The sequence below is a fragment of the Niastella caeni genome (assembly GCF_004834005.1).
In the GTDB taxonomy this organism is placed as follows: Bacteria; Bacteroidota; Bacteroidia; order Chitinophagales; family Chitinophagaceae; genus Niastella; species Niastella caeni.
Genome location: NZ_STFF01000007.1, coordinates 104,128 through 123,540, shown reverse-complemented (window position 1 = coordinate 123,540; position 19,413 = coordinate 104,128). Strand labels below are relative to the sequence as shown.

Genomic DNA, 19,413 nt, shown 5'->3' with positions numbered 1-19,413 from the left:
TTTTTAATGCTGCAGGTTCTACATTAGGCTTTTTGCTTACCCACCGGGATTGCAGCTTTACTAATATCATTTGCTACCACTTCGGGTAAAAATTGCAGGGCATTGCCGCCATTGCGTAATACATCTCTTACCAGCGTTGACGCTACCGATGTATATTGGGGAAGACAGGTGAGGAAAACAGTTTCTATATTATTATCAAGGCTGCGGTTCATATCGGCAATAGCCTTTTCATATTCAAAATCGTTCACATAACGAATGCCCCGCACTATAAAGTTGGCGCCTACTTTCCTGCAACATTCAATGGTCAATCCCTCATAAACCACTACGTTTACATTTGGATTATTCCCAAAGATCTCCTTTATCCATTTCATCCGCTGTTCTTCAGTGAACATAGCCGATTTATTGGCATTTCGCCCGATACCAATAACGAGTTTATCAAACAAAGGAAGCGCGCGGTGAATAATATCCAGGTGACCGATGGTAATAGGGTCAAAGGTCCCGGGAAATAAAGCAATGCGTTGCATGATTATGTTTTAAGATACAAGGTACAAGATACAGGGCACAAGGCTTTAATTTTTGAGGTCGCTGATTTTACTCAGGCATTCCGGGTATAAGCCCTTATGCCTTGACTCTTGGGCCTTGTGGCTTGACTAACTCATCTCCCTTCCACCCGACAACAAGTACAATACTGCCATGCGCACTGCTACCCCATTTTCTACCTGTTGTAAAATAATAGACTGGTTGCTATCGGCAGCATCACTATCCAACTCCACGCCCCTGTTGATGGGCCCGGGGTGCATGATCACTATTTTCTTATTCAGGCTATCGAGTATTTGCTTATTGATGCCATAAGCCAGGCTGTATTCGCGCAGCGAAGAGAACAATACCTGGTTCTGGCGTTCCAGTTGAATACGCAATACATTCGCCACATCGCACCACTCCAACGCTTTCTTCAGGTTATACTCAACCCGGATGTCGAAAGCTTCCTGTATGTATTTGGGAATAAGTGTAGGCGGACCTGCTACGGTTACTTCTGCACCCATTTTTTTAAGCAGGTAAATATTGCTCATAGCTACCCGCGAATGCATGATATCGCCTATGATCGCCACTTTCAGGCCTTCGAGCCGGCCCAGTTTTTCACGCATGGAGAAAGCATCTAACAAACCCTGTGTGGGGTGTTCATTAATGCCATCACCGGCGTTTACAATAGCGGCGGGTATATGTTGTGCCAGAAAGTGAGGGGCACCGCTGGCACTATGCCGCATTACCACCATATCTACTTTCATCGACAAAATATTATTCACGGTATCCAGCAGGGTTTCGCCCTTTGAAACGGAAGAAGCGCTGGCCGTAAAATTAATAGTGTCTGCACTCAGGCGTTTTTCAGCCAGTTCAAACGAGATCCTTGTACGGGTTGAATTTTCGAAAAACAAATTCACGATGGTTACATCCCGCAAAGAAGGAACTTTCTTGATAGGCCGTTGTAAAACTTCCTTGAATTGAGTGGCAGTATCTAAAATAATCTGAATGTCCTGACGGGTGAGATCCCGTATGCCGAGCAGATGTTTAACTGAAAGTTGCATTTCAAGCAGCGAAATTAAGGCTTTAAGATACAAGAACCAAGGTTCAAGGCACAAGATTTAGAACAAGATATATGGTCTGAAATCAAATATCTAAAGTAAAACAATATCTGATTATCAAGTCTTATGCCTTGCTTTCTTGAGCCTTGTACCATTATCCAACTAATTTAGAAACAATAGAAGACAAGATCTTTCTGATCTGGTTGCCTTCTTCTATTAAAACTAATTTTTCCTTTTCCAATTCAGGGTCATTATAAGTTATTAATAATTGCAACCAATAATTTGTTTCTTTTGCCTCTCTGCGGGCAATCTTTATTTTCATCCTTTCATCACTTTTCCCTATATCATCCGATGCCTCAAGATAATTGGCATCAATTGAACTACTGGATCTAACTAATTGGCGGATGTATACCAAATTAATAGTATTCCATTTTAATTTTTGGCAAAAATCACGGACATGCTTAGCATAGTTGAAAAAACGGTCTTCCAATTCTTTTGACATAATTTTTTTTTAAAAATTATGCTTCAAACTCAGGAGCCTTATACCTTGTACCTTGTACCTTGTACCTTGTACCTTGAGCCTTGTACCTTGTACCTTGAGCCTTGTACCTTGTACCTTGAGCCTTGTACCTTAAGCCTTGTACCTTGAGCCTTGTGCCTTGTACCTTGTGCCTTAAGCCTTGTGCCTTAAGCCTTGAGCCTTGTGCCTTGAGCCTTGAGCCTTAAAGTAACACAACTTCTTCTTTTCCATCGCGTTCCTTCCAGAAAACTTTTACTTTTTGCGACACGATGGAATCGATTGACCGGCCCGTATAATCGGGTTGAATTGGCAATTGCCGGCTGAAACGGCGATCGATGAGCACGCACAGCTCTACCTTGGCCGGGCGCCCAAAATCGAGCAGGGCATCCAAAGCGGCCCTGATGGTGCGGCCCGTGTACAGTACATCGTCGATCAATACCACATTTTTATTTTCAATGCTGAAAGGAATATCGGTATGATTGGGTACGTGGATCTGGTTGCGAACATCGTCGCGGTAAAAGGTAATATCCAGCCGGCCGTACTGTACTTTTTCTGGCGAAACCAGTTTGCGGATCACCTGTATCATTTGGTCAGACACAAAAATGCCTCGTGGCTGTATGCCAATAAAAACCGTGTTATCGAGATTGATATTATTTTCCAATACCTGGTGACTTAGCCGCCGGATTATAATGGCCAGTTGCTGTTCATTTAAAATCGTCTTCAAGGAAAAATTTTGATAAAAATAAACGCAAACCGGCAAATTAGGAAATTAAGCTACTTCCCTGGTGAAAGCCGGGAACAAAGTGGGTAAAAAAAATCAGTCTATTCAATTAAGAATAGACTGACCAAATAAAATACTGTGTAAATAGATTAGAATCTGAAACCTAAAGTAATACCGGTACGCACGCCAAATCCGTCGATACCGCCAGAGATATTGAAGTTATCTTCATCAGCAGTACCTTCGGCTTTAACAGTACCAGAGTTATAAGCGGGGCCAGCGAAAAGGTCGAGCATAAAGCCGCTATCCCAGCTCTTTTCCCAGCCAATAAGTGCGCCACCACCAAATGAGCTGAAGGTCACTTTATCTTTTGTATCGGTGTCCTCGATCTTGAAATTCTGATAACGGAGGAATGGAGCCGCGTATACGCCATTCATAGCTTCGGCACGGCCACCAAAATAAAAGCGATATTCCGGTGTAATACCAAATCCTGAATATTTAAGACTTGATAATTTCACACCTGAATAAAACAAACCCAACTGAAAAGACTGGCTTTCGCCGGTTGCTCTTTCATAAGCAACGTTACCGGTAGCAAGGAACAAAGACAAAGGGTTGATCTTAACAGCATTTGATCCGCCATCCTGGGCTTTAGCAGTACACATTGCGGCTACAAGGGCTGAAACAAGGACAACTTTTTTCATGTAAAAGGGAGTTTTTGGTTAAATAAAAAAAGGGTTAAATGAATATTATATAGTAATATCAAACGAAATTATTGTTGGCCAAGATGTAAATGATGATAAAAGGAATGAACAGAAGTATTAATACAATTAAATGTATAGCTGTTGTTGAACATGGGCTAATAGAATTGGTTGGGTTAAATAGGGTTAATTCTTTTTCAATCAAGAAAACTATTCGGGGGAGATACCAGGGATGTGACTATCTAAATGATTCCAGCAATGAAATCGTTATCTTAAAAAGTAGTACGATCTTTTTAAAAACAAAACATAGCAAGAATCGGCTATCATTCTTCTTTTATAATTCCAAACCCGCTATTGTAAGAGGGTAGCTTAACATCTAAATTCTTCTAAAAATATCTCCGTTTTTGCCTTGCTTCATGATACATTCAGCAAGGCCACTAAGGTACAATTGTGTTTCTTAATAAAACATCAAAAATGTTCCATGGACACAAATAAACGGTTGTCAATTATTATTTATTGCGTTTAGTCAACAAATTTAGTGCAAGTATAACACAATAATAATTAATGCACTAATCCTTTCATTTTTTAATTCTTACCCTTTACTTTTGGCCCCGTTAAAAATCACTATTAAACCTGAGTAAAAACTAAAACAATGAAAAAGGTTTTATTTGCTGCTTTCTTACTTGTTAGTTCCAACGCAATTTTTGCCCAAGTTAATCAAGGCCAGTGGCTGGCCGGTGGTAATGCCGGTTTCAATTCCTGGAAACGGGGCGATAGCAAATCAACTACAATTTTTGTAAACCCGAATGTTGGTTATTTCTTTATCAACAACCTGGCTGGTGGTTTGCGTCTTGGTTTAGAAAGCGAAAAAGTAAAAGGCGACGAAGATGCTACCGTTCAGTATGGCGTTGCTCCCTTCGTGCGCTATTATTTTTTACCTGCCGCACAAAAGGTGAATGTATTCGCTGATGCTTCATATGGCTTCGATAAAATTAAACAAGGCGATGCCAAAGCAAGCGGTAATCATTTTTCAATCATGGCTGGTCCCGCAGTGTTCCTGTCGCCTAACACCGCCCTGGAATTTGCTTTATATTACAGTTCTTATGGTGGCGATAGATATGAAAACGTTGCTGGCGACAGAAGTAACAATTTTGGCTTGAGCATCGGCTTCCAGGTTCACCTGGGTGGCGGCGCTTCTTCTGCTAAAAAATAAACAGTTTCAATCCCCAATGATCAATCTGCAACAGGCAATTGACAATGGGCAATAAAATAAAAGAGTCCCGATATCTATCGGGACTCTTTTATTTTATGAAACTTTAAAAAGCAAATTCCCCAAATAAATAACCAGTAAACTGGTATTCTTGTTAATTGCCAATTGGTTTATTCTTCTGCCAAAAACGGATAGCGGTAATCAACCGGCGCATTAAACGTTTCCTTGATCGTTCTTGCACTCAACCAGCGATACAGGTTCAAAATAGAACCCGCTTTATCGTTGGTACCACTGGCGCGAGCCCCGCCGAAAGGCTGTTGCCCTACTACAGCGCCGGTAGGTTTGTCGTTAATATAAAAATTACCGGCCGCATGACGCAGCTTCACAGTGGCCTGTTCAACAGCCGTTCTATCCTGCGCAATGATAGATCCGGTCAATGCATACGGAGATGTTTTATTCACCAGCTCCAAAGTATCTTCAAACTTATCGGCATTGTATACATATACCGTTAATACAGGCCCGAAGATCTCTTCGCACATGGTAACATACAGCGGGTCTTTGGCTTCAATAACCGTAGGCTGAATAAAATAACCTTCTGTTTTATCGCATTTACCTCCTGCCCATATTACGGCCTTGGGATCGTTCTTAGCTTTTTCGATATACGATTCAATTTTATCGAAACTCTTTTCATCGATCACGGCATTAATAAAGTTGGTGAAGTTCTCTACTGAACCCATCGAAAAACTTTCTATGCCTGCAATCAGTTTCTTTTTTACTTCTTCGGCCAGGTTCGATGGAATATACGCGCGTGAGGCGGCAGAACATTTCTGTCCCTGAAATTCAAACGCACCACGTAATAAAGCGGTTACCAATAAATCGGGATCAGCGGTTTTATGCGCCAATACAAAATCCTTTCCGCCCGTTTCCCCTACTATGCGCGGATACGATTTATAGGTATGCATATTCTTACCAATGGTTTCCCACATGGTATTGAACACGCCGGTAGAACCGGTAAAATGTACGCCCGCAAAATCGGGGTGACTGAAACATACTTTACCCAAAGTAGGGCCATCAACATATATCAGGTTTATAACGCCATCGGGCAGGCCAGCTTCTTTCAAAATGCGCATGAACATCTGGGCTGAATACACTTGGGTATGCGCCGGTTTCCATACTACTACGTTACCGCACATAGCGGCTGAGGTAGGCAGATTACCGCCAATGGCAGTAAAGTTGAATGGTGTAACAGCCAGCACAAATCCCTCGAGCGGGCGGTACTCCATCCGGTTATGAATACCTGCAGCGCTTATTGGTTGCTGACGGTAAATTTCACTAAGAAAGTGTACATTAAAACGTAAGAAATCGATCAACTCGCATGCACTATCAATTTCAGCCTGGTAAGCATTCTTACTTTGGCCCAGCATGGTAGTACCGTTCATGTACGCACGATATTTTGTAGCAATAAGGTCGGCGGCTTTTAAAAATATATGAGCGCGGCTTTCCCAGCTCATGCCAGCCCAGCTTTCACGAGCCGCGAGGGCAGCTTCAATAGCCTGTTTTACATGTTTTTCTTCGCCGGTATGATAATGCCCCAGTACATGTTTTATTTCATGAGGCGGGTGCATGGTTTCTTTTTTGTTGGTACGCACTTCAAGCCCGCCAATATACATAGGCACATCGGCCTGTTCCTGTTTTAAAAGAGCCAGTACTTCTTTAAGCCGCTTCTTTTCGGGCGATCCCGGCGCATACGATAATACAGGTTCGTTTACCGGCAGTGGGTAATGAAAATAGCCGAATTCCATAATGCATGTGTTTTTGAGGCTGCGAAGGTACTTAGCTGCTTTATATTTAACAAAAAGGCGCCTACCGGTCAAAACACTGACCCACATTATATTATAAAATTTATTGTAAATGCGGCCCGGCTTTTATCCACAGGGTGTACACATGCCGATTTTGTATTTACGCATTAAGTTAAATTTGGTGACTTTAACCCTCTAAACTGAACCTTCACTGTGATAATCTCGGGAAAATCAAGATCATCCGATAGCAACAGGTACCATATGCCAGACCTGTCGAATATTGTCGTAAAAGACATGCGCGAATACGGCGTTGAGCAGGCAGGCACTTATAAAGGTGGCGTTGAAGCGTATAAAGGACTGTTGAACAAGGTACGCAGCGGTTCTATCCTCTCCGAGCAGGATTCCATGCATTTACTGCCCAAAACAGAAGAAACCCGCACCCGGATCCAGAAGCAAATTGACGGTTTGCTGGAAAAATATTACGAAACCAAGAGCAAAGCCGACGAAATTCACAACAGTCGTGATATTACGAAGGGACTGGTACCGGCCAAGCAATCGGAGATCAATCTACTTAAGAATCAATTAGATGAAATAAATTCTCACCGTTCTGCCGGGCAACAATTCCAGTATAACAGCTTCAGTTGGGGCACTTTTTTATTTTTATTGTTCCTTTTAGTTGCACTTTCGTTTTACTTGTTATACTTTTACATGAGTGTTGCCGATTTTGCGTTGAATGGTGTAGATCCAATGACCCTTTTCCAGGAAGGAAGGCTAAACATACAATTGTTACCCAGCCTTCGAAGACTGGTCTATCTTATCATTAATTACCCCCCCCTGATCGTATTCCCCACTATTTTCTTTGCCTTGGGAACATCTATACACTTGTTCTCGGAAAGAGGCATGAAATACAAGAAAGTTGTATGGGGATTGCTAAGCCTGGTTTTTATTGGCGACATTTTACTTGCTTTACAGGTTCATACCGCAGTGAATGAGATCTTGATTAAACTGAACCGGGATGAATTTAAAACGCTGATAGTACCAGTATTCGCGGATTCGCGATTTTACCTGGTGCTCTTTTTGGGTTTTGGCGTGTTTGCAATCTGGAGCTCTGTATATTATTTAATGCAGATGGAATGGAGCAAACGCAACCAGTTGAAATTGCGGTACAAACGTATAAGCCGTTTACAGGATGAGATCCTGCAGTTGGAAGAAAAACGGATGTTATACGAAACCGAATTACAACAGATCACCCAAAGAGCGGAAGACCTGAGCAAGGAAAAAGACCGGCTGGTTCTGCCGATTGATGCAATTGAAAAGAACATCAATTATTTCAGAGACGGCTGGAATGGTTACCTGGCAACTTTATATGGGCGCGAAAAAGGAGAAGAGCAGATCAAGATCATCAATGAAAAAACAGACGCCTATATTAAAGAACTGAAAGAGTTCCAGGAATCCTTTTTCAAATAATTATTATTAATAGGTTTCTTTTATCCTTGAGTTATGGCACGTTACCTCATAATCACCATCATGTGCGCCTGGGCTCTGGCAGGTTGCAATGAAATCGAAGAGGCTGTGAAGGATGCAAAAAAAGACGGCTCTTCACCGCCTAAAGACAATTATATTGTATTGCTTGATTTGAGCGACCGGATCCTGTATAATGATCAGCAACAGGTCCCAAAAGATATACAGGTCATTCAATCGATCTACGCCGCTTTCAAATCGAAGCTGAATGCAAAAGATCCCACCAGGTTATATTTTACCGTAAACGACAAAATGAAGTTGATGGTAGCTCCACAGCGAACTACCTCAAGCGATGTGTACGACCTGGCTGGTAATCTTCGCCTTACATTGGCATCGGCACAGCCCGAGCAAAAGGCAAAGATGCTGGAAGAAACAGAAAAGAACTTCAGCACCTTGTTGCCACAGATCTATAAGAAGGCGGTGATCAGTAATAACAGTACTTCTTACGCAGGCGCCGACATTTGGAAATACTTCAATGAAGACCTGCAGGATGATCTGGAGAAAGATGCGCAGAATACCCTTTTCATCCTTACAGATGGATATATGGATTTTGAAAGCCTGCAAGGCCGCGCTTCCCGTAACAACCGCTATACTTCCTGCGCACAGATCATCAACAATCTGAAAAAAGCCCCCGATTGGAACAGCCGGTTCAAAGAAGGCGATTACGGTTTGTTACCCGTTAATAAAAGATTCCCCAATCTGAAAGTGATTGTGCTGGAATTAAATCCTAAAGACGATTGGACCGGGGAATACAATCTGCTTACAACCATCTGGAGTAAATGGTTCAATGAAATGGGCATAAAGTCATATGCCTTTATCAAAGACGACAACATTAATGAGATAAATGAGTCGATCGAAAAACTACTAAAGGTAAAACTACCATCATCTGCGAATATTACGTCTATTTCCTGGACTCCGGTGACCGAAAAAGATCCGGAAATTACGAAGGCTGCGAAGAACCGGCAGGAAGTGAGTTCGCAAATTGCTGAACCTCCACCGGTTACTGAAATCGTAAATGAAGTAGCCCCGAAAAAAGAGGATAGTAAATCTTACAATTCGTACAGTTCTTACGCGTATTCTGAGCCGGCAGCGACAAATAAAAAGAAAGAAAATGTTAAAGAAAGAGAATATATTCGCGCATCTGCCGTTAAAAGTCAGATAGATACTTCAAAAAGTATCCATTTAAGAACCAATCCGAAAAAGCCAATTAGTAAACCAAAGGAGCAGGTCACTTTTGGTCCTGCTTATTAAAAACCTTTACTCTTATGCTTCGTAGCCTATTAATCACGGTAGTTTCAGGACTGACAATGCTGTTTGCAGCTTGCACCAGCCAAAAAGTCCAAAGCCTGACGAAAACCACACAAGAAACTCTTGAATTAGTCAAGAAAGAAGCTCAGCGCGCCATCGCGTTGACAGTTGAAAAAGTTAAGAATTATGAAGTGGATCCCGACATCGGTAAAGAGATCATCCGGAACCTGAAAGACGCCGAGCGTAAAATCGACACCCAGCTCGCCGTTGCGGTTCAACTGGAGAAAACCGGTTCACGGGAAGAGATCCTTCAGTTTGCTGAGCGCACAAACGTAATCATTCAAAGTGCGTTGACCGACCTGAAATCTCTGAATGACCTTTACGACATTTCCACGTTCTCTTCATTCGAAACAGCGACGTTCTTCCCCGCTGGTATGTTTGGTATTCCTCCTGAAAAACAGGATGAGGCCAAAAAATCAATCGAGCCAATTGTACAGCGAATCATCAAGTTCTTTGGTGACCACCCAAGGCAACGGTTCGTGGCGGTAATTGTATGTTATGGTTTCTCCGACGAGACGCCGATTGCGAAGGAATCTCCTTTGTATTCGCCGCTGCTCGCCAAGATGAAAACTAACAACCCTACCCGCCAGGAGTTGAATGTTAAATTATCAGAACTTAGAGCAAAATCTATTGCCAACCTTCTGGTTGACCTTATCAAAATAAACGAAGGTCTTATTCCTAATCCTAAGCTCATCAACTACGACATCAAGTGGATGGGTAAAGGTGAGGAGTTACCTTATCCTGACAGAGTAAGAGACTATAAGGCTGATGACAAACGTCGCCGTATGGTGTCTTTGATATGGAACGTATTACCCGGTTCTTTATATGCGCAAGGCCTCAGCAACGACACTGCAATGAGGTAATCACTGAAGTATATATTCGAGTAATGCCGGATTGGTTATAATTACTCTGGAAATATTAATTGGTGTATTCATATTTTGCCTGCAGCCATAGTTCATCTATGAAACTGCAGGCAAAATTCTTCTGAGTTCTCAGTGATGAGTTTCTGGGTTCTCAGTACTGAGATAATACACTCAAAAAAAAATGCCCCGACGCGTCGGGGCATTTTTTTTTGCTGTTTGTTGTTTGTAGTTTATGGTTTGTTGTTGCTGCCGCGCTTTGAAATTTGCGAACGCGTTTCAGCAGCTTTAAGGGGCAGCTTCAAAAATTAAAAAGGTGCATTCCGCACAAGCGGTATACACCTTTTCATATTTCAGGGGGGTTACAATTAATCGGCCGTTTCGAAAATTCAACGAAACCACAAACCACAAACCACAAACCACAAACCACAAACCATAAACCATAAACTAACCACCCGCCTCCATCATCAGATAAGCTTTTATAAAACCATCCAGTTCCCCATCCATCACCGGTTGCACATTTCCTACTTCAAAATCGGTGCGGTGGTCTTTGATCATTTTATAAGGATGGAATACATAGCTGCGGATCTGGCTTCCCCACTCTATCTTCTTCTTCGACGCATTGGTGGCATTCTTCAACGCTTCCCGCTTGCGAAGTTCCTCTTCATACAACCGGCTCTTAAGCATCTGGAGCGCCATTTCGCGGTTTTCTCCCTGCGTACGGGCTTTCTGGCATTCCACCACAATACCGCTGGGATGGTGCTTTAAACGCACAGCCGTTTCAACCTTGTTCACGTTCTGTCCACCCTTGCCACCGCTTCGGTAAAACTCCCATTCCAGGTCGGCGGGGTTTACGGCCACTTCTATGCTGTCATCAACCAGCGGATAGGCAAATACCGAGGCAAAGGACGTATGCCGGCGTGCATTGCTATCGAAAGGAGAAATGCGCACCAGGCGGTGAACGCCGCTTTCAGCCTTTAAAAAGCCATAGGCAAACGGGCCGTCAAACTGCAGTGTAGCGCTTTTAATACCAGCGCCATCGCCCTCCTGCCAGTCGAGCTCGGTTACCTGCCAGCCCTGTTTTTCGCCATACATGCGGTACATACGCGCCAGCATTTCGGCCCAGTCCTGGCTCTCCGTTCCACCGGCGCCGCTGTTTATCTGCAGTACGCCCGGCAGTTCGTCTTCCGGCTGGTTAAGGGTGCTCTTGAATTCGGCTTCATCTATTTGCTGCAAGGCTTTTTCATAAGCCTGTTTGGTTTCTTCTTCGCTGGCTTCGCCGGCTTTCCAGAAATCAAACAACACAACAAAATCCTCTACGGCCGCTTTTGTCTGGTCGTAGAGTTTGATCCAGAATTCGTTCAGCTTAATGCTTTTCAGGATTTCAGTGGCCCGTTTGTTATCGTCCCAAAAACCGGGCGAAAGGGAAAGTTGTTTCTCTTCATTTACTTTGTACTGACGATTGTCGACGTCAAAGAAACCTCCTCAGTCCACCAAGGCGGGACCTCATATCGTTTATTTTTTCTTGTGTCATGCCGTAAAGATAGTTGAAAAGTTGACACGTTAACAAGTTGACATGGATACCCTGATTTCAAAACTCACAACTATCCATATGCTTTCCTTTATCAACTCTATAAACTTATTAACTTAGACACTGTATGAACAATGAACCCGAAATAGCATCCCATTACGCATATGAGCGCTTATACGAGGCTATTCTGCAGGCGCTTGACAATGCCGGCATCCCGGCCGGAAACGTCAGCAGGAAGGTTATAGCGGCTATAGATGAGTTTCATGTACGCGGACAGGAGGTATCGCACGAACTGGCGGCTGCAGCCGGCCTGCAACCCGCCATGCGCATATTAGATGTGGGTTGCGGCCTGGGCGGCGCCTGCCGGATGCTGGCAGATGAATACGGCTGCGATGTAACCGGCATAGATATAACTGCCGACTACATACGCACCGCCCGGCAATTATCAGCGTTAACGGGTTTACAACACAGCACCCGGTTTGTACAGGGCAGCGCGTTGGCATTGCCTTTCAATAACAACAGTTTTGATGTTGTATTAACACAACACGTGCAAATGAATATTGCCGATAAAAAAACATTTTATGCAGAAATAGAACGCGTGTTAACGGCTGGCGGCCGTTTTATTTATTACGATATCCTCAGCAATGATCAACTGCCCATATATTTCCCCGTTCCCTGGGCTGCCGGTGCATCGATGAGTTATTTGATCACTTCACAACAACTACATATGTTGTTACACGATACCGGCCTGCAACGCATACAGGTAAAGGACGACACCGGAAAAGGGATCGCTTTCTTCAACAACCTGCTTAATAGAATTTCGAAAAAGGGTTTGCCCGCATTGGGACTGCATTTATTGATGGGCGATACCGCCCTCGAAAAATTAAATAACCTGCATAAGAACTTAAAAGAAGGACATATTATGTTGGAAACCGGCATCTATGAAAAGACAACAACCTGATGCGTTAACAAAAGGGCCGTGTTCATTTTCCAACTTTTTCCCGACCTTCATAGTCATCATTCATTGATTTACCAGAAGCTAAAATCATAAGGTTATGAAACACAAATTGGGTTACGTTTATTTGTTTATTGCCGTAGCTGCTATTGTTTCCTGCAATGACCAGTCATCAAAGCAAACCGGTAAGGAAGCCGAAACCAAAAAGCCGGGGATCAAAGAAATGAACATCAGTTATGGCGGTGATGACATTACCATGGACGGGTTTGTAGCCTATGATACCAGCGTGGATACCAAACGCCCGGCCATACTGGTTATTCATGAATGGTGGGGCTTGAACGATTACCCTAAAATGCGGGCGCGGGAACTGGCTAAATTAGGTTACATAGCTATGGCCATGGATATGTATGGCAATGGCCTGACAACCGACTCCCCTTCTACTGCCGGTAAACTGGCTACTCCTTTCTATACCAATCCCGAAAAAGCAAAAGCGCGGATAGATGCCGCATTGGTTGCCCTGAAAAGTTATATGCAAACAGATACCTCCAAAATAGCTGCTATTGGTTATTGCTTTGGGGGCGGCATGGTGTTGAACGCAGCCCGGTTAGGCGAGCCTTTTAAAGGGGTGGTGAGCTTTCATGGCAGCTTATTGGGTACGCCGGCCAATAAAGATCTGTTGAAAGCAAAAATACTGGTATGCCATGGCGCTGATGACCCGTTCGTAAAAAAGGAAGAAGTGGACCAGTTTAAAAAACAAATGGATTCTATACAGGCTGATTATACTTTCAAGGCATATCCCGGCGCTGTACATGCGTTTACCAATCCCAAAGCAACAGAAGTAGGCAAACAATTTAATATCCCTATTGCTTATAATGCGGCGGCTGATAGCGCCTCCTGGCGGGACATGCAGGAGTTCTTTAATAGAATATTTAAGTAAAAAAGTAGCTGAAGGAAAACAGCCGTAAGTTTTAAGCCGTAAAAGCAAATACCAAAGCCATAAGTTTTCTGCTTGCAGCTTATAGCCTGTATTTGATTATTGCCCATTGCCCATTGAAACCCTCGGGCCGGCCTCTCCACCAAAGCGTGGTAAAGTAACAGTAAAGATGCTGCCTTTGCCTGGCTGGCTTTGCACAGCTATACGGCCGCCATTCTTTTCCAGGAAATCTTTACAGAGCTTAAGACCTAAACCAGTGCCGGTTTCTGAATTGGTTCCTTTAGTGGTATAGAATATATCGCCAAAAAGTTGTTGCTGCCGTTCGGTACTGATGCCCACGCCATCGTCCTGAACAAAGATCTCAACACAGGAAGCGCGTTCTGTAGCGCCTACCCGCACATGCCCGTTTTCAGGGGTAAACTTTATGGCGTTAGATAACAGGTTACGCAAAACCAGGTTCACCATTTCTTTATCGGCATAACAAAACAGGGGTTCTTCAATCTGCGATTCCAGGTGAATGCGTTTGTTGCTGGCCTGCCAGTGTAACAACTGCAATACCCGGCTGATCATGGTTTCAATATCAAGCACCTCAGGCTGCAAAGACGAGTTCTCCATTTGCGATTTGGCCCATTGCAACAGGTTTTCCATGAGGTTGGTGGTATAATTCATTTCATTCACAATACCGGGCAGCAATGCTTTCATTTCCTTTACCGGCATTTCACTGGAGTGCATATTATTGAACAGGTTGCGCAATGCATACATAGGCGTTTTCAGGTCATGCGCAATTACGGAGAACAGTTTGTTCTTTAGCTGATTTAGTTCGGTGAGCTTGGCGGTTTGCTCTTCCAGCAAATGGGCTTTTTGCGCTATCTCCTGCTTCTGCAGCTCGCTTTCAATACTGCGGCGGTGCAATTCTTCCGACTTACTTAACAGGCTAAAATGGTAACCGGTATTTTCCTGCTTGATAAAATATATCGCGTAAAAAATGAAGGAGATGGCCGTAAGGTGATTGAATACATAGAAGTAATAATTGACGGTCACCAGTTTGAAATAAAAATCGTGCGGCACAATGCAGGCAAAAAAGTAACAGGCAACCGATAAGCTGAACGCAAATATGATATGAATGACCTGTTGTAAAAAGAATACCGATAAAACCCCGTACAATACAAAAAACAATTCAACACCCACATCCACTTTACCGAGGTAAACCAGGCAGGTGGCTATGGGATATAAACTGAAATACACCAGTCGTGCGTGTTCGTAATACTTTTCGTGGTTCAACCAAAGTACAATAACGCTAATGGCCAGTGGAGAGCCTGCAATGAACCAGGCCAGCGGCGGCAGGTGGTCATTGAAAAAAATGCCAATGAGTGGTACAACAATGCCTGTAATGATCCCCAGGAAATTAAGCTGGTTAAAAATGCTCATTTTCCTTTTTTCATACTCCTCCATATCGGGGGTGACCCCAATGGATTTTATGAATAACCAATATTTCAATAAATCCAGGCGCAAGGCGTGCATACAGCTACTATCGTGTTGTTCTAAGGAAATTGAATATTACTAAAACGTGAAAAGCACACAAATATCATTGTTCTAATCCATACTATCTAATACATATCAAAATATTGCCCCATCAATCTATAACAAAAATAGTTCATGTACCTACACCTGCCTGCAACTGTATATCGCCACCTAACCGCTTCTCACAGGCCAAAACCTTTTTTGCAGAATAAGAGAACCCGGTACGGCTCAATCTTCGGTGGGCAAATTAAAATACTGCTCCATGGTTCGCCAGTATTTATCCCTTCTTATAAAAAACAGGATCTCATACGGTGTTTCCCTGCTTTCTACATACTGGTTCAATAAAGCAGCTGTGGTTTTGTATTCGCTTACATAAAAATAAATATTCTTACAATTGTCGTATGTTTTATTTCCGGCAAGAATGGCGCGATCGCCAGGCAACAGGTTAAACATCTCTTCTTCCAGGGTTTGCAATTCGATCAATTGTTCTTCGAACGGGAAACCGTTTTCATCGCCGGTATAGTTTATATTCACCTGTAATAACCACGAATACGCCGGCTTCATGTCCCAATACCTGCAATCCATATTAACGGCCAACAGCATCTTTCTACCCTCTTTGTCTTCGGCCTCAAATAAATGAAATGTGTCGGGTCGTTCGGCCGGAACGGATTCGTATTTTTCCACGAACTCCTTTTCCCGCCAATTCAGATATTCATTCAGCTTCGAAATTGGAATTATTTCTATATCCCGGTCTCCCGCGGGCAAAGGACCGGTTTCATAATTGTCTATTTTGGTGGCGGTGTTCACCTCCCCCAGCCCGTTTTCAAGATAGATCATACCACCTGCCTGAAAATGATCGTCCAGATCCTTTGTATACTCGGTATGGGTGAGCACAATATTTACTTCATCGGGATAGTTTTCCTGAACTATAGGATAAAAGCTGGTGGTGGTGGTAGTAAACTGAAGCCCATACAGGTCTATACTAATGCCTTCAAAGCCAAGGGCTGGTTTATGTGCAGTAAACACCCAATGCGGAACGGGCGGCGCTGATTTTATTAATTCTTCCACCTTACTGAACAAAGCGATATCGCCATCGGAAGTAATGATCAGTTCATAATTACCGCTACTATCTGGGCCAGCCAATGCTTTAAGGTAAGGATTAAACGGTTGCATTTGCTGGATCAGTTCCTCCAAAAACGACAAAGCCTGATCAGAATCATTCTTTTCAAGCTCCCTGAACCGATGCTCATTTTCGACAAACCATTGCCAGAATGCCGCTGCCGCCGCTTGCATTGCTCCTTCCTTTCTAAAATATTTGCTTATGCCAGCCATGGTAAAAATTTTCTACAAAATTGTAATTGCAATAATAATCATTTATTTCAGGCGAACGCCATTTTGCCCTAACTGTCATATATAACCTTATTGCCCGATTGCTCAAACCATATAATCCATCCAACCTGTTTTCAAAACAAATGTAAGCGGATCAGGGATATTATGGGGTTTATTTGATATTGCCAGGCAGGAAGTAACCGTTACTTACTGTACGGTTAACATTATCTGGTCTTTTAATTGCATGTGATGTATCAATCTGAAAGATTCCTCACTATATTTGTTTACCAAATTAGATATTATGAAAAAGATCACTACCCGATTCCTGACCTTACTGGTAATGGTTTCTGTTTGCACCACTCCAGTACTGGCTGCTGCTTTACCTGCAGACAATACTACCAAAACTGAACCAGCACCAGCGACAGTGACTTCCGCCGTTGATGAATTTAAGAACCTGTCGAGACATGAGCGTAAAACACGGATCAAAGAAGCTAAGAAATTATTGAAAGACTACAAGGCGGACAAACGGGCTGGTCGTGCTGCAGAAACCGACCAGGTATTACTGGCTATCCTGGCTATCTTGTTACCCCCACTGGCTGTTTACCTGAAAGAAGAAGAAGTGAACTCAAGGTTCTGGATCAGCCTGATCCTTACCTTACTCTTCTGGATCCCTGGTGTAATATTTGCACTGCTGGTGGTTTTTGATGCGATCTAAGACGTAATAAAATTATTTTTAAAACCCCGTCTGCCAACTGGCGATCGGGGTTTTTTGTTTGTCGGCCTGTTGCCTATTTTTGCACTCAACCGAATATGGTATAACCGGCATTAATAAATATGGTACAGGCATATAACTTTTTAGCAAGCTGGCAATTGTTTCCCGAAAAAGGCACGTATGAATTTGGCGAACGGCCACGGTCGGGCATTTATAAAATGGAAGCCATAGAAAATGAGCGTCTCCTTTCCATTACCATGAACTGGGTAACGCTCGAAAACCAGGCTTTTGAAAGCCAATATACCATTATGCCTGACGGGCAGGAGCACACGTTCGAAAACCCCGAAGTGGCAGAAACGATAAAAACGACATTTATTGACGGCATCTCCTTTGAAACGGTATTTTACCGCCAGCACGAACAGGTGTTGCATATCGCCCATGAAATAATGCCGAATGGTTATTTGCGAATAACCCAAAAGGGAACAACTCCGCAGTTACAGCCTTATACCAACGTTGAGTACTATCATAAGCAGTTGAGCGTATTACCTTATTCTGCTTCTGTTTCCGGCGCTGTTATAAAACCAACCGAAGAAGGCGTTATCCGTCACAAGGCCCTTACGGCTATGGAAGAACAAACCAACATGCAGTTGGAGCAGATCAGAAAACAAATAGAGTTACTGGCATTGCAGGCGCAGGAAATTCAGAAGCGCAAAGAATTATCCCTCCTTATTTATGGCGCAAAACTGAGTTTTACCCCTGTAATCGGGCATACCTATTACGTATATGAGAAAGCCGATGGCAGTTACCTTTTATCTATGGTAAGTCCCAAAGAATGGGGCGGCGGGGCGGGTCCATATAAACGATTTGTAGCAATGGTAAAGCTGCTGGCCGATCATACCTGGATGGAAATGGTATAAGCTTATTGGTTATTGTATATTGAAATTTGGAGTGGCAATAACCTGCAGGCAAACAAAAAACCCTCCCGCTTTTCGGGAAGGCTTTCTTGTTTGTGGTTTATAATTTTTTGTTTGTAGATTGTTTCGCAATGCGCGGAAGGCTTGTATTGCTTTTGGCTTTCAGCTTTTGTAGCTTCTTACAAATTAATCTCTATTTGTCCGTTAGCCCAGGTTAATAATGCTTTATTATCGCAACCGCCGCCGGCTCCAAAATCAACATACAGTACCCGGTCATTGATGGTGATCTTCAAAATCCCCTTCACGATCCAATGGCAGGCTACGGGTTTTATCAGCGGCGTTTCAGTATTCTTTGTAACGGTAACACCATTGGCATATTTTATCTGTGTACGTACTTCAATTGAGTATACATCATCTGCACAGTTGAGGGTTGCAGCGCCTTCAATTTGCGTAACGGTTTTAGTGCCAGCATAAGTAAATCCTCTACCGTTAGGCCAGGTTACTTTACCACCTTCAATTTTCACTGAATATTTTACAGCTCCGTTAGCACTGAGATTGGTAATGGTTTTCACGCCTTCGATATGAGCCCGGTTTACATAGTAATCTTTTAATGTAATGGTGAGCACAGAGCCTGGTTTGCGAAGTGGTGCAGAAAAGTATAATACCACAGTACCTTTTCTGAATTTACCATCGCGGCAGATACAACCATCGCCATAATTTATAGTAACTGTTTTTGGAAAGGTAGTGTCGTTAGGTTCAGCAGTAACGGTAACACAGGGCCCTAATTTTAATTGCAGGTTCAGGAACAGATCAAGACGGATACGGGCAGTATTGCCATTGGTTTCCATGCGACCGTTATCAATAGCACCGCCTTCCATATCGGCGCCGGTAGCCAAACCCATTTCAGTAATATCATCGTACTCGCCTTCCGCGGCGGCATCTTCCTGGCTAATGGTTTGTGCTTCCGTATCGCTTACGGGGGTTTGGGCACTGTTATCCTTTTTACAGGAAACGATCGATAAAGTCATCAGAAAGAGCATAGCAATAGCTGCTGAAATTCTACATTTCATGGTTATACTTTTAAAGTGTAAAAATTATTGTTGTGGTAAAGTGCGCTTTTTTGATGGCTGGTTTGCATGGAAGTTTAATTAGATGTTAAAAAAAAATATTGTGATGATAGGATAATTTTACAGGTTTCAGGTTTCAGGGTACCGGTTACCAGTTGCCGGTGCCGCCTGCTGAAATTGTTTTGCTTTCACGTTTGCCGTTTTACGTCTTTAGCCCATTTTTTGCAAATTGCCTA

General features: G+C 43.1%; 18 protein-coding genes. 8 read left to right on the top strand and 10 right to left on the bottom strand.

What is annotated here, in order from left to right; genetic code table 11:
- Nucleotides 1-23 precede the first annotated feature (23 nt).
- The 5 genes from coaD to FAM09_RS22720 all read right to left on the bottom strand — a co-directional run bounded on the left by coaD (nucleotide 24) and on the right by FAM09_RS22720 (nucleotide 3,519).
- Nucleotides 24-524, bottom strand: coding sequence for a pantetheine-phosphate adenylyltransferase (gene coaD, locus FAM09_RS22740; RefSeq protein ID WP_136579459.1), 501 nt, complete (start codon nucleotides 522-524; stop codon nucleotides 24-26).
- 126 nt (nucleotides 525-650) lie between these two features.
- The gene (locus FAM09_RS22735) at nucleotides 651-1,583 is read right to left on the bottom strand and encodes an aspartate carbamoyltransferase catalytic subunit (protein WP_136579458.1); all 933 of its coding nucleotides are present in this window, start codon (nucleotides 1,581-1,583) and stop codon (nucleotides 651-653) included.
- 151 nt (nucleotides 1,584-1,734) lie between these two features.
- Nucleotides 1,735-2,082, bottom strand: a complete 348-nt coding sequence (locus tag FAM09_RS22730) for a four helix bundle protein (RefSeq protein ID WP_136579457.1) — start codon at nucleotides 2,080-2,082, stop codon at nucleotides 1,735-1,737.
- A 220-nt stretch (nucleotides 2,083-2,302) separates the two neighbouring features.
- Entirely contained in the window at nucleotides 2,303-2,824 is a 522-nt protein-coding gene (gene pyrR / locus FAM09_RS22725) for a bifunctional pyr operon transcriptional regulator/uracil phosphoribosyltransferase PyrR (RefSeq protein WP_136579456.1), read from the bottom strand.
- Between the two features lie 146 nt (nucleotides 2,825-2,970).
- Complete coding sequence (locus FAM09_RS22720) at nucleotides 2,971-3,519, bottom strand: DUF3575 domain-containing protein (protein ID WP_136579455.1); 549 nt, start codon at nucleotides 3,517-3,519, stop codon at nucleotides 2,971-2,973.
- Between the two features lie 649 nt (nucleotides 3,520-4,168).
- On the opposite strand from FAM09_RS22720, the gene FAM09_RS22715 reads away from it, so the two are divergent.
- On the top strand, nucleotides 4,169-4,729 hold the full coding sequence (locus tag FAM09_RS22715) for an outer membrane beta-barrel protein (RefSeq protein WP_136579454.1): 561 nt from the start codon (nucleotides 4,169-4,171) through the stop codon (nucleotides 4,727-4,729).
- 167 nt (nucleotides 4,730-4,896) lie between these two features.
- Here FAM09_RS22715 and pruA read toward each other — a convergent pair whose 3' ends face one another.
- Nucleotides 4,897-6,528: an L-glutamate gamma-semialdehyde dehydrogenase gene (gene pruA / locus FAM09_RS22710; RefSeq protein WP_136579453.1), complete on the bottom strand. Its 1,632-nt coding sequence runs from the start codon at nucleotides 6,526-6,528 to the stop codon at nucleotides 4,897-4,899.
- Between the two features lie 258 nt (nucleotides 6,529-6,786).
- Here pruA and FAM09_RS22705 point away from each other — a divergent pair, with 258 nt between their 5' ends.
- Genes FAM09_RS22705 through FAM09_RS22695 form a run of 3 tightly spaced genes read left to right on the top strand, consistent with a single transcriptional unit; the run spans nucleotide 6,787 to nucleotide 10,217 of the window.
- On the top strand, nucleotides 6,787-7,992 hold the full coding sequence (locus tag FAM09_RS22705) for a hypothetical protein (protein WP_136579452.1): 1,206 nt from the start codon (nucleotides 6,787-6,789) through the stop codon (nucleotides 7,990-7,992).
- A gap of 33 nt (nucleotides 7,993-8,025) precedes the next feature.
- Nucleotides 8,026-9,297, top strand: a complete 1,272-nt coding sequence (locus tag FAM09_RS22700; RefSeq protein WP_136579451.1) for a hypothetical protein — start codon at nucleotides 8,026-8,028, stop codon at nucleotides 9,295-9,297.
- A gap of 14 nt (nucleotides 9,298-9,311) precedes the next feature.
- Complete coding sequence (locus FAM09_RS22695) at nucleotides 9,312-10,217, top strand: OmpA family protein (RefSeq protein WP_136579450.1); 906 nt, start codon at nucleotides 9,312-9,314, stop codon at nucleotides 10,215-10,217.
- A gap of 444 nt (nucleotides 10,218-10,661) precedes the next feature.
- On the opposite strand, the gene prfB is transcribed toward FAM09_RS22695, so the two are convergent.
- A protein-coding gene (gene prfB, locus FAM09_RS22690; RefSeq protein ID WP_136579449.1) for a peptide chain release factor 2 occupies nucleotides 10,662-11,748 on the bottom strand; the annotation gives its coding sequence in 2 pieces (ribosomal slippage) (nucleotides 10,662-11,687 and nucleotides 11,689-11,748; 1,086 coding nt in all).
- Between the two features lie 124 nt (nucleotides 11,749-11,872).
- Here prfB and FAM09_RS22685 point away from each other — a divergent pair.
- Nucleotides 11,873-12,706 (top strand): class I SAM-dependent methyltransferase, encoded by an 834-nt coding sequence (locus FAM09_RS22685; protein WP_136579448.1) that lies wholly within the window; start codon nucleotides 11,873-11,875, stop codon nucleotides 12,704-12,706.
- 94 nt (nucleotides 12,707-12,800) lie between these two features.
- Complete coding sequence (locus FAM09_RS22680) at nucleotides 12,801-13,637, top strand: dienelactone hydrolase family protein (RefSeq protein ID WP_136579447.1); 837 nt, start codon at nucleotides 12,801-12,803, stop codon at nucleotides 13,635-13,637.
- Between the two features lie 96 nt (nucleotides 13,638-13,733).
- Here FAM09_RS22680 and FAM09_RS22675 read toward each other — a convergent pair whose 3' ends face one another.
- Nucleotides 13,734-15,062, bottom strand: coding sequence for a sensor histidine kinase (locus tag FAM09_RS22675; RefSeq protein WP_166437247.1), 1,329 nt, complete (start codon nucleotides 15,060-15,062; stop codon nucleotides 13,734-13,736).
- 321 nt (nucleotides 15,063-15,383) lie between these two features.
- Entirely contained in the window at nucleotides 15,384-16,487 is a 1,104-nt protein-coding gene (locus tag FAM09_RS22670) for a DUF695 domain-containing protein (protein ID WP_136579445.1), read from the bottom strand.
- Between the two features lie 298 nt (nucleotides 16,488-16,785).
- Here FAM09_RS22670 and FAM09_RS22665 point away from each other — a divergent pair, with 298 nt between their 5' ends.
- Nucleotides 16,786-17,199: a YqaE/Pmp3 family membrane protein gene (locus FAM09_RS22665; protein ID WP_208025639.1), complete on the top strand. Its 414-nt coding sequence runs from the start codon at nucleotides 16,786-16,788 to the stop codon at nucleotides 17,197-17,199.
- 119 nt (nucleotides 17,200-17,318) lie between these two features.
- Nucleotides 17,319-18,113 (top strand): DUF2452 domain-containing protein, encoded by a 795-nt coding sequence (locus FAM09_RS31135; protein ID WP_208025638.1) that lies wholly within the window; start codon nucleotides 17,319-17,321, stop codon nucleotides 18,111-18,113.
- Between the two features lie 176 nt (nucleotides 18,114-18,289).
- On the opposite strand, the gene FAM09_RS22655 is transcribed toward FAM09_RS31135, so the two are convergent.
- Entirely contained in the window at nucleotides 18,290-19,180 is an 891-nt protein-coding gene (locus FAM09_RS22655; protein WP_136579444.1) for a hypothetical protein, read from the bottom strand.
- Nucleotides 19,181-19,413 lie beyond the last annotated feature (233 nt).

What these genes read in the sequence shown, in the direction of transcription:
- FAM09_RS22700 (WP_136579451.1), top strand. Translation starts at nt 8,026, where the DNA reads ATGGCACGTTACCTCATAATCACCATCATGTGCGCCTGGGCTCTGGCA.
- FAM09_RS22695 (WP_136579450.1), top strand. Translation starts at nt 9,312, where the DNA reads ATGCTTCGTAGCCTATTAATCACGGTAGTTTCAGGACTGACAATGCTG.
- FAM09_RS22720 (WP_136579455.1), bottom strand. Translation starts at nt 3,519, where the DNA reads ATGAAAAAAGTTGTCCTTGTTTCAGCCCTTGTAGCCGCAATGTGTACT.
- FAM09_RS22670 (WP_136579445.1), bottom strand. Translation starts at nt 16,487, where the DNA reads ATGGCTGGCATAAGCAAATATTTTAGAAAGGAAGGAGCAATGCAAGCG.
- FAM09_RS22735 (WP_136579458.1), bottom strand. Translation starts at nt 1,583, where the DNA reads ATGCAACTTTCAGTTAAACATCTGCTCGGCATACGGGATCTCACCCGT.
- FAM09_RS22715 (WP_136579454.1), top strand. Translation starts at nt 4,169, where the DNA reads ATGAAAAAGGTTTTATTTGCTGCTTTCTTACTTGTTAGTTCCAACGCA.
- FAM09_RS31135 (WP_208025638.1), top strand. Translation starts at nt 17,319, where the DNA reads ATGGTACAGGCATATAACTTTTTAGCAAGCTGGCAATTGTTTCCCGAA.
- FAM09_RS22655 (WP_136579444.1), bottom strand. Translation starts at nt 19,180, where the DNA reads ATGAAATGTAGAATTTCAGCAGCTATTGCTATGCTCTTTCTGATGACT.
- FAM09_RS22675 (WP_166437247.1), bottom strand. Translation starts at nt 15,062, where the DNA reads ATGAGCATTTTTAACCAGCTTAATTTCCTGGGGATCATTACAGGCATT.
- FAM09_RS22730 (WP_136579457.1), bottom strand. Translation starts at nt 2,082, where the DNA reads ATGTCAAAAGAATTGGAAGACCGTTTTTTCAACTATGCTAAGCATGTC.
- coaD (WP_136579459.1), bottom strand. Translation starts at nt 524, where the DNA reads ATGCAACGCATTGCTTTATTTCCCGGGACCTTTGACCCTATTACCATC.
- FAM09_RS22680 (WP_136579447.1), top strand. Translation starts at nt 12,801, where the DNA reads ATGAAACACAAATTGGGTTACGTTTATTTGTTTATTGCCGTAGCTGCT.
- FAM09_RS22665 (WP_208025639.1), top strand. Translation starts at nt 16,786, where the DNA reads ATGAAAAAGATCACTACCCGATTCCTGACCTTACTGGTAATGGTTTCT.
- FAM09_RS22685 (WP_136579448.1), top strand. Translation starts at nt 11,873, where the DNA reads ATGAACAATGAACCCGAAATAGCATCCCATTACGCATATGAGCGCTTA.
- pruA (WP_136579453.1), bottom strand. Translation starts at nt 6,528, where the DNA reads ATGGAATTCGGCTATTTTCATTACCCACTGCCGGTAAACGAACCTGTA.
- FAM09_RS22705 (WP_136579452.1), top strand. Translation starts at nt 6,787, where the DNA reads ATGCCAGACCTGTCGAATATTGTCGTAAAAGACATGCGCGAATACGGC.